Source organism: Flavobacterium sp. B330r (genome assembly GCF_056824325.1).
In genome coordinates, this window is record NZ_CP124860.1 from 1,112,443 (window position 1) to 1,125,900 (window position 13,458).

Sequence of the window (13,458 nt, forward strand, 5' to 3'; positions counted from 1 at the left end):
TTAACTTTTATTAAGATAATTTGAATACAATTTGACGAAAGGAGTATTACATATTAAAAATTTCACAAACCCCTTGAGTCCTGTTCTAACTAAGAAATTCGAATGATATTTAGCTCTCTCAAAATGTCCTTCCTTAATAAAATTAGTTGCTAAAAAATTATGGTGCAATTCTTGAAGTTTTTTAACAGTAATATCATTAGTTGAATATTTGCTTAAAAAGTGCTTTTTTATATCGAACACTGCATTCTCAAATTTTTCAGTTTTCTCGTAGTTGCTTTTATTGTTGCTTAGAGATCCTTCTGCTACAGTATAAGTTATGGTTTCTACAGGTATATATTTGAACTTTGTATGTTGTATCATCTCTAACCACATAGGATAATCTTCCATTACAAAACCAAGTGATATAAACTTATCAAAGTTTATATATTTAGAGAAAATTTCTTTTCTAAAAATTACTGTTCCCGCTGAAATAAAATTACCTTTTAGTAAATTTAAATACATCTTTTTTTCGTCAACAATAATTGGCTTTGAACTTGTAAAAACTTCAACATTATTATTTACATTCACTATTCTATAATCAGTAAAAACTAATCCAAAACTATTGTCTTTTTCTAAAAATTGAACCTGCATTTCCAGTTTATGAGGATTATGCCACCAATCGTCACCAGCGCAAACTCCTAAATATCTACCCCTACTCTTCTGTATGCAATCAATATAATTTTTCAACAGACCTTTATTTGGTTGTTTATCCATAAGGTGAATAATATCAGGATACTTTTCCGCATATTGTTTACAAATTAGTCGTGTGTTATCATTTGGGGATGCATCTTCTCCAATAATTATTTCAAAGCTATAGTTTGTTTCTTGCTGTAATACGCTTTCAATTGTACGTGCTATTGTAGCTTCTTGGTTATAACAAAGTATAACAACTGATATAAGAGGTTTTGTTGACATTATTTTCTTCTTATTATTCTGCTTATAAGCATTTTTACATCCATTATTAAACTTAAATTATATATAGAGTAGATAATAGAAAAAATCAATGCAATAACAGAAATCATTAAACGTAAAGGTCCTGTAAAATATTCATGAGAACAAAAGGAAACTGCTAAAAGAAAAAACATTACAATTACAACTTTTATGTTTTTAGAAGAAATATTTATACCAAATCGAAAATTACTATATAGACATATAAAAACCATCAAAAAAAACTGAGCAATGAAAAAAGATAATCCTATTGATAAAAACCCAAATTTGTCCCAACTTAAATATACACTTGCAATATAAATAATCGTATAAGAAACATTACTAAAAACAAAGAGTTTACCTAGGCCTTTTGCTAAAAAAACAAATCCAAATGGCCAAGCAATAATTTTAAAGAAATCTCCAATTATCTGCCATTTTAGTACTGAAACAGCTCCTAAAAATTTACTTGAATATAAAATCTTAATCGCTACTTCCGCAAACCCAACCATACCAATAATAATAGGTGATGCCAATAATAGAACAATATAAAGTTGATTGTTAACAGTTGCGCCTAACTTATGATTATCATCATGTATTGAAGATAATTTTGGGTAGTAATCACTCGCCATAGAGTTTAACACAATTGACAGATACATTGTTGCAATTGTATTTGCAGCTGTAAAAAGTCCAACCCCGTCTATTCCCGATTTATTAGACAAAAAAGCTCTTAAGCCTAGACTTACAAATTGCTCAACAATACTGACTATTATAGTAAAAAATCCTATCCGAATCATCACTTTTGCAGTACTCCATGATTCTATAACTGAAATCTTTTTATATTTTGGAATTCGTAATTTTTTATAAAAGAAATAGATAACTAAAAAATTAACTAATGCCATTAAGATAAGTGAAGGAACTATTCCTTTATCTTTTAAAACAAGATAAAATAATACCGAGACCAAAGAGCCAAAAAAATTCGCGACAATAGTCGCTTTAGACATCAATAAAACAGCTCTTTTACCTTGCATAACCGACTGATAACCTGCAGCCAATGTAGAAAAAAAAACTGAAACCGATAAAAACCCTATTCCAACAGTATAAATATCATTATTAAATAAGAACCTGCTTAATGGCAGACAAAATATTACAGTAATAATACTTCCAACAAGGGCTGAAATAAAAATCCATTTATTGAATACTTTAACAATCCTTGAAATTTCTAAATCATCTTTTTTGGCATTTGCTATTGAAATATCTCTTACACCACTGAATGGAAGACCTAGACTTGCAAAGTTTCTTATCATGTCTGTCGCTGTAGTTAATATTCCAACTACCCCAACTCCAAAAGTGCCTAAAATTAAGGCAATGACTTTAGTTCTCAAAAGAGAAATCAATATATTAATAACTTGAGCTCCTCCAACTGTCCCTGTCGCTTTAAGGGCATCCTTTTCTTCTTCTTTATTATTCATCTAAAAACTCAAACTGAATTTCTTTGCTTTCAAAATGATTTGCATTGGTCGTAAGTTTTGCAATACAAATTCCTCATTTGTGATATATATCAAATATCTCTTGACCAAGATATGTTTGATTTTACAATATTAGCAGGTATTCCTGCTAACATTGAATTAGGAGGATATGATTTATTACTAATTTTGGTTAAACTTGCAACTATTGAATTATCACAAATTGTAGAGCCTTTTAAAACACTACTATTATTCGCGATCCAAACATGATTACCAATAGTCACATTTTCATAATGTTGTTTATTTTCTATTGTATGCCAATCAGAATCGGTGATGAAGACATTCCAAGCACATAAAAAATCTTTACCTATTCTAATATCTTTATAACACATTATTACGGAATCTGCTGTTATTCCAGAACCTGACTCAATATCTTTACCTCCCAAATATAAAAAGGCCTCATCACTTAAAATCAATTTGACACCATTTCCAATTATAAAATCACCATCAATCTTTAAAGTTGAATTAACTCCTAAAGTGATAATAATTGGATTTGTGCCACCAATGTGAGAATTAATAAAAACATCACCATTTAATATTAATTTCGATCCTTGACTTTTTTTAATTTTTAAAGAGATATGAGGATTATTTATAATAATTTTTCCCTTACTACCTTCATCTATATACATAGAATAGTAAATAGATTTTATTTTACATATAATAAATCTACATATCAAAAAAGGATTTGATAAAATTATTTTAAGTTTCTTAATCAAGGTATTCTATTATAAGAATTTAAAAGCTCTACAATTTTTGAAATTTCTTGTTTTGTAATAACAGAACTAATAGGTAAGCTCAAAACTTCATTATGAATAATTTCTGTTATTGGTAAAGAAATATTCGACATGTAATTGTAACACTCTTGTTTATAAATTGGGATAGGATAATGAATTAATGTTTGAACACCGTTTTCAGTCAAATACGAATACAGTTCATCTCTATTTTTTACACGAATAACAAAAAGATGCCATACATGTTCTTCATATTCATTATAATTTGGCAAAATTACACTTTTATTATCAATGTTTCTAATATATTCAAATGCCACTTCTCTACGAATTTTAGCTTCATTTTCTAAATGTTTTAACTTAACAGTTAAAAAAGCAGCTTGTATTTCATCCATACGACTGTTTAATCCTTGATACTGATTTACATATTTTTGTGCAGAACCATAATTCGCCAATGTACGTATCACTTCAGCTAACTCAGGATTTTTAGTCGTAACTGCACCCGAATCTCCCAATGCACCCAAATTTTTGCCTGGGTAAAAGCTAAATCCAGCAGCATCCCCTAAATTCCCAGTTTTTATACCATTCCATTTTGCACCAATTGCCTGAGCATTGTCTTCAATAATTTTTATGCTATATTTTTTAGCTATATTTTCTAATTCCGTACTCCAACAAACCCTTCCATACAGATGAACAACCATAATAGCTTTAGTTTTTGAAGTAATTTTACTTTCTACTAAATCTATATCTAAATTATAGGTTTCCAAATTTGGCTCAACTAAAACAGGAACCAAATTATTATCAGTAATCGCTAGTACTGAAGCAATGTAGGTATTTGCAGGAACAATTACTTCGTCTCCTTCATTCATAATACCTAATTCTATATAGGCTTTGAAAATAAGACGTAATGCATCTAAACCATTTGCAACAGCAACTACATTTCCTCCATCTTGAAAATCTTTTAAAGAATTTTCAAATTCTTGTACTCTGTCGCCTAATAAATACCATCCACTATCAATTACCTCAGCCGCAACAGATTTTAGTTCATCACTATATTGGGCATTAACTTTTTGTAAATCTAAAAATTTAATCATTTTCTAATTGGTCTAAATCCATCTAAATAATATTCTTCACCAGTACAGCGATCTACTAAGTTCAAATTTAGTAAAATTGAATCGTCTGTAATATAACCTGTATGCTTTGCTGGATTTCCGTACCATACAGTATATGGAGAAGTACTTTTTGTTAATACACTTCCCGCCCCTATTAAAGTTTTATAACCTATTTTAATACCACATAAAATTGTTGAATTTGCACCAATTGAAACATAATCTTCAACTATTGTTTTCTCATTTTTGTAATTTTTATTTTTTGAAATTGGAATTCTGTCATTTGTAAAAGTTACATTAGGCCCTATCATTACTTTATTACCGATATAGATACCATCCCAAATTTGCACTCCTGGTTTTACTGTAACATCATCTCCAATAAATACGTCATTTTCAATCAAAACATTGCAATTTATATTACATCTACTGCCAATTACAGCTTCTTTTAACACAATTACAAATTGCCATATGTCAGTATCAATACCTATGTTGGTAGACTTAACATCAGATAATGGGTGTATCATTTCTATATTTTAAATATTCTTTGTAATCTCTTATATAATCAGATTCACTATACTCATGTGAAGCTAGAACTAAACATATTGAACCACTAGAAAAATCTTTAATCTCTCTCCAAATTCCAGGCTGGATATGCAATGCTTTTGATGGATCATTTAAAAAAAAATCTTTCTTACTGACACCATCATCTAGCACGAATGTAAATGAACCACTTGCTGCAACAATATATTGTTGCAACTCATAATGTCCGTGTCCACCTCTGTCTGCCTTTTTAGGGACATCATATAAATAATAAATTCTCTTTATAGCAAAAGGAATATTTATATTGTTCTCTAAAACTGTAATATTACCAGCGTCGTTATGTACTTGAGACAAATCAATTATTTTACAATCTGATACATTATACATCTTTCAAAATTTTAAATTCTTCAAAATCTCTAATATAATCTTCTTTTGAAAATGATTCGCTAGAAATATGTAATGCAAGCGAGTTTGTTGAAAAATTTTCAATATGCCTCCATGTTTTTGCTGGTAAATACAAGCCATAATAACTTCTATTAAGAGAAAACTTTTCCGTTATACCATCCTTGTTAGTAATTATAACATCGAAACTTCCACTTAAAGCAATAATCACTTCTTTTTGAGAATTATATGCATGACCGCCTCGTACTTCGCCACCAGGAACATCATATGTCCAAAATGTTCTTTTGATCTCAAATGGAATCTGTTGCAATCCTTGTAGAAAGGTAAGATTTCCTCTTGGGTCATGTATCTTAGGAAAATCAATAATAAATGGTTTCATAATATAAGCATGGGGCTACTTGAAAGTCCCTTCAGAAAATAGTTTCTTAAATAATAAAAAAATTAAACTAATAAATACAGCTAAAAATCCACCAATTAGCAATCCCTTTGTTTTCCCAAATTTTTCTTTGGGTAAAGGCAAAATTGGTCTATCGATTACCTGGATTAAAGGTGTTTCTTTTCTCAGCGTAATTTTAGCTAATTCCGATTGTTTTACTAACTCAGCAAGAATTGCTGTGTTAGTCTGAATATCTACCTGTCTGCGAGAAGATGGTGCACGTTGAACATTATGTGCAGGATTTAACATAAATGTATTATCATTGGCTACAGCCATACCATGTATCGCGCCATTTAATTCTCTTCTAATAGAATCAGTTTGCCGATATAAAATCTCCATATTGGTACGAGCTTTTTTGCTCTTGGTCTCAATGTAAAATTTACCAACCTGTTTAGCAAGTGCTTCACAAAAGTAAAAGGAAAATAATTCATTTCCAGAAGCAACTTCAATGGATGTAATTGCAGTTTTTTTATCTTTTTGCTCTATTGATAAAGAACTTTTTGATAAATTGCTATAAATTACTCCCAAGATACTATCCTGAACTCTTGTAAATTTTTTGCGATCACTAGTTGGTAGAAACTGAATAGTTTTATACTTAGGCTGTGTATTCCAAACATCACGCCATTTATTAATTTGAATATACATCTCAGCTAACGAAATTTCTTTCCCTTCCACTTTGACTGGCATTAATAAGGTTTTTTCAACCATATTACGAGATTTAAATAATTCTGTTAAGTTTGATCCTGAAAAAACTCCTCCTCCTCCATTACTTCCAACGCCTAAACCTAAAGTTCCTGCCAAACTTAATGCACCACCTAACCCGCCATTTGAGTTTTCATCCTCTAAAACATAAGATAATGTTGCCGTATAAATAGGCTTTTTAATATATGAGTAGACTATCCCTAGTCCCCCTCCTATAAAGCCTGCAATAAAAATTATTTTCCAATGATTAAAAAAATAAACTATAAGTTGTTTCACTTTTTCTAACACATCCTTAAACAAGAGCTCATCACTTTCTGTCGCCGTATTTTCCATCAAAATTTATTTAAAAGCAGTTACAATTAATAATGCCAAGCTGGCAAATGCTGTCCCAAGACCAGCCCATTCACCTGCACTCATCTTTCTCTTTTCAGGCTTTTCTGGTACAACAATTTGCGAATCTGGCTCTACTTTCGGATAAGACCTAAAAAATAAAAAAGAACTTGTCACTGCTGCTTTTCCGTTGGGATATATTATATATGCCTTTCTTTTCCATCCTTTACTATCTACTCCCCCAACAGAATTTATATAATATTTAAATCCTTTTCCATTTCTATATGGAATTTCAGATGTCAATAATACATTTCCTGTAACTTTTACTCCTTCATTATAGACAGCAACTTCTATTTCATCTCCAGGAAATAATGTAACATTAGAATAATGATTTTTATCTTTAACGATTTTCACCCAATTTACAGGAATTGTAGTATATTTTAAATCATCTCTAAGTCTTTTTGACAATCTAGACTTGAGAGTATCTTTTGTCTTTAAATCAACTCCCTCTTCAGAAGTTTCTTTCTTATCGTAGTTAAGATTTATACTTTCTAGTTGCTCAATCTGTTCTTCCTTGATTGGCCTTTTGATTTTCATACCATCTAAATTTGCAATTGATGTTAAACCTCCTGCTCTCATCACCACATTGTAAACCTTCTCTTTTTTATTAGCCAATACATATTTACCAGGATAAGTAACAGCCCCACTAACTTTAACCATTTCGGGTTTTTCATAAACTGCCATTCTACGAATATTAATAACATCAAAAGGTTTTAAAACAAAATTTTTAACTTGTTCATTATTGTCTGCGGTTATTTCCAGTTCCACTAATTCTACACGTTTAGGGTCAGCATCATCAATAGCATCAGACTTAATCATTCTAGCAATTTCAACTCTTTTTGAAGCAGAACCAGTTAAGCCACCTACTTGAACCACTAAATCATTTAAAGTTAAATTTTCAAAATATTCATACTCTCCAGGATTTTTTACTTCCCCATCTATAGTTACTTTATATTCTTCTCTAAAATCTAATATAGAATATACCGTCACTATATCTTCTCTTTTTAGTTCAATATCTTCATTTAAATCACCTGACAAAGCGGCTCCTAAATCTAAATTAACAATTTCTGTTGTTAAATCTGTTCTTAAACGAATAATTCTTGCTCTTTTACTATAAGCATCTTCTTTTAATCCTTCTGCTCTTGTCACAAGATCTGAAATCCTCATCCCTTCTGTAAAAGAATAATAATCTGGTCTAAAAACAGCCCCTTCAATCTTGATACGATTTTCAAATCGATTTATAATCTTAGTAATTCTAAAAACATCTCCGGATTGAGGTTGATAGGAATTATATTCACTTTCATTTATATCGTGGACTTTAAATTCTTTTCCTGTCTTTTGCAATACATTTACTGAAGCAGTATAAGCAAATTCATTAAAGCCAGATGCAAAATTCAATAAGTCTGAGAATTTTTCGCCATTTTTCATTTCAAAAATCCCTGGTCTTTTTACTTCACCTTCTACAGTTACTCTTTGTGTATATGCAGGAATTCTAATTACATCATTTTCTTTTAAGGTAGCATTATCAGATTGATCTCCTTTAACTAAAAATCTATAAATGTCAATATTCCTGTAAACCTTATTGTTTCGTATCAATTCAATATTTCTATAACTCCCATTCTTTCCTGGCCCACCAGCTAAATGTAAAGCATTATAAACAGTTGCTAGCGAAGAAATAGAATAATTCCCTGGCTGTTTACCTCCAACAATGGTAACTTTTATAGTCCGTATTTTTCCTAAACTAATGCTAACTTGAGATTGCCCAGAGCGAACGGTACTGTAAACTCTAGCAACAGCCGCTTTTATTTTTTGTGTTGCCGCTTCTATAGACATTCCTGAAACTGAAATTTGCCCAACATAATCAATATTTATTTTGCCTTCAACACTTACTGGTACATTAGCATTATATTCTTGAACACCATAAACGCTTATTTGCAATTCATCACCAGGACCGAGAATGTAATTCATAGGAGTTGCCAAATTCAAATCTGGTTCAAAATTTAAAGTAGGATTATCAAAGAGTTCTGATCCAAAAATTAATGCATTCAAAGAATCTTTTATCTTCTCATTTTTAATTTTTTCCTGTTTTCTGCCAAACTCTGAATCCTTATCACCTGATTTTAATTTACTATCCTTATTTTTATCTTTTCCACCATCTTTTGAATTTTTCTTTTCATAATCATTAAGCTTAATCTTAAGTTTATTAAACTCTGCTTGGTTCATACCTTTTGAAAGTGCCATTGATTCAACTTGCTCAATAGTTGTGTTATTACTTTTTAACTGAGCGCTAATTTTTGTCAAATCATCATCTGATAAGTAATCTACTCTTACAGAACTTAAATCTTTGGATTTCATTAAATCTTGTGCAGTTGCATTAAATGTTATTAATGCAAAAGAAAATGTAAGAACGTATATTATTTTTTTCATAATTTACAGGAAAAATTATCTTCGATATATTTATTGTAAGTATACTTTTTATGAATATTGTTTTTGATAATACTCTTTATAGGCTCCTGAAGTAACATTTTGAAGCCATTCTTTATTATTAAGATACCAATTTATAGTTTTTTCTAATCCTTCTTCAAAAGTAACCGAAGGTTTCCATCCTAATTCTGTATTGATTTTAGATGCATCGATTGCATATCTTAAATCATGACCCGGCCTGTCTTTTACATAAGTAATCAAGTTTTCAGAATCTCCAGCTTCACGACCCAATTTTTGATCCATAATTTTACAAAGAAGCTTTACTAAATCAATATTTTTCCATTCATTAAAACCTCCAATATTATAGGTCTCATGATTTTTTCCTTCGTGAAAAACTAAATCTATGGCAATGGCATGATCCTCCACAAAAAGCCAATCACGAGTGTAATTTCCGTCTCCATATACAGGAAGAGGTTTACTATTAATTATATTGTTTATAAATAATGGGATTAACTTTTCGGGGAAATGAAATGAACCGTAATTATTCGAACAGTTAGTTAAAACATATGGAAGTCCGTAAGTTTCTCCATACGCTCTTACAAAATGGTCTGAACTAGCCTTTGAGGCGGAATAAGGGGAGTTTGGATCATAAGAAGTAGTTTCTTTAAATAAACCTTCAGCTCCTAATGAACCATACACTTCATCTGTACTGATATGATAAAATCTTTTTCCTTCATTATTGCCCTTCCACTGATTTTTAGCCGCATTTAATAAATTCATAGTTCCGATAACATTAGTTTTTACAAATGCTAATGGGTCTTCTATCGAGCGATCAACATGTGATTCAGCAGCTAAATGTAAAACTCCTTCAAATTCATGTTTTTTAAAAAGGTCATTTATAAAACTTTCATCAACTATATCTCCTTTAATAAAGGTATAATTTGGTTTATCCTCAATGTCTTTTATGTTCTCCAGATTTCCTGCGTAGGTTAAAGCATCCAAATTAAAAATTTGATATTCCGGATATTTGTTTACAAAACGTCTTACTACATGAGAACCAATAAATCCAGCACCGCCAGTTATTAAAATTTTTTTCATTTTAAATGCTTTTTATTAATTTAATAAATCGGAATTTTGTTTTTCCAATTCGTTATATATATCTTTTACATCTTGTGAATTTTCTTTTTGCAAAATTAAATTAGCCGTTTCTGTATAGACAAAAATAGTATTTTTCAAACCAAGAAAAGTGGTATGCTTATCACATCCAATAACCATGTTGCCGTTAGAATCTGTTGAATGTCCTTTAGAATATAAATAATCATATACTGATTCAAATGAGCCTAAATCTGACCATGAAAACGAAGCAGGAACAACTTTAATCTTTTTACTACGCTCCATTACTGCATAATCAATACTGATAGAAGGAATTTCCATAGATAAGTCAAAATTTAAAAATCCATCATTACTTCCCTCCCATACTGTTTTTGATTTTTCATAAACATCGGGCTGGAATTTTTTCAACTCCTCTAAAAGCACACTTGCTTTAAAACAAAACATTCCACTATTCCATAAAAAATTGCCTTTTGCAATAAACTCCTTTGCTGTAGTTTCATTTGGCTTTTCACGGAAAGAAATTACATTGTCCCCCTCTGCTTCTATATAACCATAACCTGTTTCTGGTTTAGTTGGAATAACCCCAAAAGTTACAATAAAACCATCATTAGCTTTTGTAACCGCCTCGTTGATAGCCTGATTATAATTCTCCATCTGATCTATTATGTGATCTGACGGAGTAATTATTAAAATATCATTAGGTTCAGATGCAAATGCAGCAAAAGCTATCGCCGCAGCCGTATTTCTTGGCGTTGCCTCAATAATATTTATGTAAGAAGTACTTGTTTTTTCCATCACTTTGCCACTCAAATGATGATTATCAACATTCCCAACTACCATTACTTTATTTGCTAAATGACTGTTTCGTTTAACTGTCATTTCAAATAAAGATTTACCATCAAATATTTCAAGATATTGTTTTGGTCTACTTTTACGAGAAAGTGGCCAAAGTCTACTTCCAACTCCTCCAGTAAGTATTACGTGCGTTATCGTTTTATCTGAACTCATATACTCTTAAATAAAAAAGGAGATCTAAAGTCTGTTGTCTGCCAAAGATCCTAAAACTCCTTTTACATCATAAATTAAACTTTTTTCTTTTTGCAAACTTGAAAAATCTATTTGAAGAAACTCTGAATGAGCTACTCCTAATACTAATGCATCAAATTCTTTTTCAGGCAGAGAGTTAATAGTCTCCAGCTTATATTCTTTATTAACTTCTTCATTATTAGCTAAAGGATCAAAAATAGTAACCACTATTCCGTAATCTTTTAATGCTTTTATAACATCGACAATTTTTGTATTTCTAACGTCTGGGCAATTTTCTTTGAAAGTAATACCAAGCATTAACAGCTCAGCTCCATTAACCGAAATACCTTTTTTTATCATTAACTTCACTATTTGTGAAGCCACATATTCGCCCATGCTATCGTTCAAGCGTCTTCCTGCCAAAATTATTTCTGGGTGATAACCAAACTCCTGTGCTCTTTGTGCTAAGTAGTAAGGATCTACACCAATACAATGTCCGCCGACAAGTCCTGGTTTAAATGGCAAAAAATTCCATTTTGTAGATGCCGCTTCTAATACTTCTTGAGTATCGATATTCATTAAGTTGAATATCTTAGCTAATTCGTTAACAAAAGCAATGTTAATGTCTCGCTGAGAGTTCTCAATAACTTTAGCTGCTTCCGCTACTTTTATTGTTGGAGCTAAATGGGTTCCAGCAGTAATTACAGACTTATATAAAGCGTCAACTTTTAAACCTATTTCTGGTGTTGAGCCTGATGTTACTTTTAAAATTTTTTCAACTGTATGTTCCTTGTCTCCAGGATTAATTCTTTCTGGAGAATATCCTGCAAAAAAATCTTCATTAAACTTTAAACCAGACACCTGTTCTAAAACTGGCACACATTGTTCTTCTGTTACTCCTGGATAGACAGTTGATTCGTAAATAACTATATCTCCTTTTTTTAAAACTTTACCAACTGTTTCGCTCGACTTATAAAGAGGAGTTAAATCTGGTCTATTGTTTTTGTCTACTGGTGTAGGAACTGTTACTATATAATAATTACATTCAGCAATATCCGCTATAGAGGTAGTACAATATAGTCCTTCTTTTTCATCGGTTTTATTTATTAAAACGCTTTGTAAAACATCATCCTCTACTTCTAATGTTGTATCTGTTCCTGATTTCAGAGAACTAACCCTCGATTCATTTATATCAAAACCAATTACAGAATATTTTGTTGCAAACAATCGAGCCAGTGGCAAACCGACATAGCCCAAACCAATAACTGCAATTTTAATATTTTTTTCTAGCTCCATCTTTTTAATTTCTTTAGGCTTTTAAAAATTCACGGCTTCGCCGTTCCAAGTCACAATATCTGACTCAGATGCCTAAATTAATCATTTTCGCGCAAATATAGTATAATAACTCTAGTTAATCAATACGGTTTCCCGTAATACTCAAAAACAAATTGTTAATAAAAAAACGCTTACCCACAATGTGTTATTAATCAGGCTGTAAATAATTACTTTATAAAAAAAACAGAAGAAAAAAATCTAAAAAAAGACTTCTCTTCTGTTAACTTTTTATTGGATAACGCTGTTATTTATATTTTATTTTCAAGACACACCCTAAAGCTTCAAGCACCAGCACATAATAATTATTAGAAACTTCCTGAACAATTGCATCTTGATTGATAAACGCACCGGACTCTAATTTAATTTTATCTCCAACCTGAATAGTCGAAACTGAAACATCCTTTAGATTCGGGGATTTTAAACTTGTTCTAATAATTTCAATTTCTTGATCTTTTACAATTGCTGGCTTTCCTAACCAAAACAAATACCTAACTACTCCTTGTACTTGAAAAACTAAGTTACGATCTGAATCGGATAACTGAACAAAAACGTAGGAATTAAAAAGAGGCGTTTCAATTTTCTTCTTCCTGTCTGACCACTGTTTTATTTGAGTAATCAATGGACAATAACATTCTATTCCAAGCTGATTAAGTTTATCTGCTACTTTCTTTTCCCATTTCGGTTTTGTATAAACAACATACCAATTCATTTTTTTTTATTTAGGATGAAGCAACATATTCCACTCCATTTAATTCTACAAATAC

The 13,458-nt window shown here is 30.8% G+C and carries 13 protein-coding genes; all 13 read right to left on the reverse strand.

Going from position 1 to position 13,458, the window contains the following annotated elements; genetic code table 11:
• Window positions 1–954: a glycosyltransferase family 2 protein gene (locus QLQ95_RS05100; RefSeq protein ID WP_095931469.1), complete on the reverse strand. Its 954-nt coding sequence runs from the start codon at window positions 952–954 to the stop codon at window positions 1–3.
• Window positions 954–2,435: an oligosaccharide flippase family protein gene (locus tag QLQ95_RS05105; RefSeq protein ID WP_095931470.1), complete on the reverse strand. Its 1,482-nt coding sequence runs from the start codon at window positions 2,433–2,435 to the stop codon at window positions 954–956. The genes QLQ95_RS05100 and QLQ95_RS05105 overlap by 1 nt, the downstream gene beginning before the upstream one ends.
• Before the next feature lie 89 nt (window positions 2,436–2,524).
• The gene (locus tag QLQ95_RS05110) at window positions 2,525–3,118 is read right to left on the reverse strand and encodes an acyltransferase (protein ID WP_095931471.1); all 594 of its coding nucleotides are present in this window, start codon (window positions 3,116–3,118) and stop codon (window positions 2,525–2,527) included.
• Between the two features lie 83 nt (window positions 3,119–3,201).
• The gene (locus tag QLQ95_RS05115) at window positions 3,202–4,311 is read right to left on the reverse strand and encodes a DegT/DnrJ/EryC1/StrS family aminotransferase (RefSeq protein WP_095931472.1); all 1,110 of its coding nucleotides are present in this window, start codon (window positions 4,309–4,311) and stop codon (window positions 3,202–3,204) included.
• On the reverse strand, window positions 4,308–4,850 hold the full coding sequence (locus tag QLQ95_RS05120) for an acyltransferase (RefSeq protein ID WP_172426950.1): 543 nt from the start codon (window positions 4,848–4,850) through the stop codon (window positions 4,308–4,310). The genes QLQ95_RS05115 and QLQ95_RS05120 overlap by 4 nt, the downstream gene beginning before the upstream one ends.
• Entirely contained in the window at window positions 4,831–5,253 is a 423-nt protein-coding gene (locus tag QLQ95_RS05125) for a sugar 3,4-ketoisomerase (RefSeq protein ID WP_095931474.1), read from the reverse strand. The genes QLQ95_RS05120 and QLQ95_RS05125 overlap by 20 nt, the downstream gene beginning before the upstream one ends.
• Entirely contained in the window at window positions 5,246–5,647 is a 402-nt protein-coding gene (locus QLQ95_RS05130; protein WP_095931475.1) for a sugar 3,4-ketoisomerase, read from the reverse strand. The genes QLQ95_RS05125 and QLQ95_RS05130 overlap by 8 nt, the downstream gene beginning before the upstream one ends.
• Window positions 5,648–5,662: 15 nt before the next feature.
• Window positions 5,663–6,739: a Wzz/FepE/Etk N-terminal domain-containing protein gene (locus tag QLQ95_RS05135; protein ID WP_095931476.1), complete on the reverse strand. Its 1,077-nt coding sequence runs from the start codon at window positions 6,737–6,739 to the stop codon at window positions 5,663–5,665.
• A gap of 6 nt (window positions 6,740–6,745) precedes the next feature.
• On the reverse strand, window positions 6,746–9,223 hold the full coding sequence (locus tag QLQ95_RS05140) for an SLBB domain-containing protein (protein WP_482502911.1): 2,478 nt from the start codon (window positions 9,221–9,223) through the stop codon (window positions 6,746–6,748).
• A 48-nt stretch (window positions 9,224–9,271) separates the two neighbouring features.
• The gene (rfbB, locus tag QLQ95_RS05145; RefSeq protein WP_095931478.1) at window positions 9,272–10,318 is read right to left on the reverse strand and encodes a dTDP-glucose 4,6-dehydratase; all 1,047 of its coding nucleotides are present in this window, start codon (window positions 10,316–10,318) and stop codon (window positions 9,272–9,274) included.
• A 15-nt stretch (window positions 10,319–10,333) separates the two neighbouring features.
• Complete coding sequence (locus tag QLQ95_RS05150; RefSeq protein ID WP_095931479.1) at window positions 10,334–11,341, reverse strand: mannose-1-phosphate guanylyltransferase; 1,008 nt, start codon at window positions 11,339–11,341, stop codon at window positions 10,334–10,336.
• 24 nt (window positions 11,342–11,365) lie between these two features.
• Window positions 11,366–12,655 carry a nucleotide sugar dehydrogenase gene (locus tag QLQ95_RS05155; protein WP_482502913.1) on the reverse strand — a complete coding sequence of 430 codons (1,290 nt, stop codon included), beginning with the start codon at window positions 12,653–12,655 and terminating at the stop codon, window positions 11,366–11,368.
• Between the two features lie 283 nt (window positions 12,656–12,938).
• Window positions 12,939–13,403 carry a UpxY family transcription antiterminator gene (locus QLQ95_RS05160; RefSeq protein ID WP_095931480.1) on the reverse strand — a complete coding sequence of 155 codons (465 nt, stop codon included), beginning with the start codon at window positions 13,401–13,403 and terminating at the stop codon, window positions 12,939–12,941.
• Between the last annotated feature and the right edge of the window lie 55 nt (window positions 13,404–13,458).

Coding starts and splice junctions, on each gene's coding strand:
- QLQ95_RS05100 (WP_095931469.1), bottom strand. CDS start 954: ATGTCAACAAAACCTCTTATATCAGTTGTTATACTTTGTTATAACCAA.
- QLQ95_RS05105 (WP_095931470.1), bottom strand. CDS start 2,435: ATGAATAATAAAGAAGAAGAAAAGGATGCCCTTAAAGCGACAGGGACA.
- QLQ95_RS05110 (WP_095931471.1), bottom strand. CDS start 3,118: ATGTATATAGATGAAGGTAGTAAGGGAAAAATTATTATAAATAATCCT.
- QLQ95_RS05115 (WP_095931472.1), bottom strand. CDS start 4,311: ATGATTAAATTTTTAGATTTACAAAAAGTTAATGCCCAATATAGTGAT.
- QLQ95_RS05120 (WP_172426950.1), bottom strand. CDS start 4,850: ATGATACACCCATTATCTGATGTTAAGTCTACCAACATAGGTATTGAT.
- QLQ95_RS05125 (WP_095931474.1), bottom strand. CDS start 5,253: ATGTATAATGTATCAGATTGTAAAATAATTGATTTGTCTCAAGTACAT.
- QLQ95_RS05130 (WP_095931475.1), bottom strand. CDS start 5,647: ATGAAACCATTTATTATTGATTTTCCTAAGATACATGACCCAAGAGGA.
- QLQ95_RS05135 (WP_095931476.1), bottom strand. CDS start 6,739: ATGGAAAATACGGCGACAGAAAGTGATGAGCTCTTGTTTAAGGATGTG.
- QLQ95_RS05140 (WP_482502911.1), bottom strand. CDS start 9,223: ATGAAAAAAATAATATACGTTCTTACATTTTCTTTTGCATTAATAACA.
- rfbB (WP_095931478.1), bottom strand. CDS start 10,318: ATGAAAAAAATTTTAATAACTGGCGGTGCTGGATTTATTGGTTCTCAT.
- QLQ95_RS05150 (WP_095931479.1), bottom strand. CDS start 11,341: ATGAGTTCAGATAAAACGATAACGCACGTAATACTTACTGGAGGAGTT.
- QLQ95_RS05155 (WP_482502913.1), bottom strand. CDS start 12,655: ATGGAGCTAGAAAAAAATATTAAAATTGCAGTTATTGGTTTGGGCTAT.
- QLQ95_RS05160 (WP_095931480.1), bottom strand. CDS start 13,403: ATGAATTGGTATGTTGTTTATACAAAACCGAAATGGGAAAAGAAAGTA.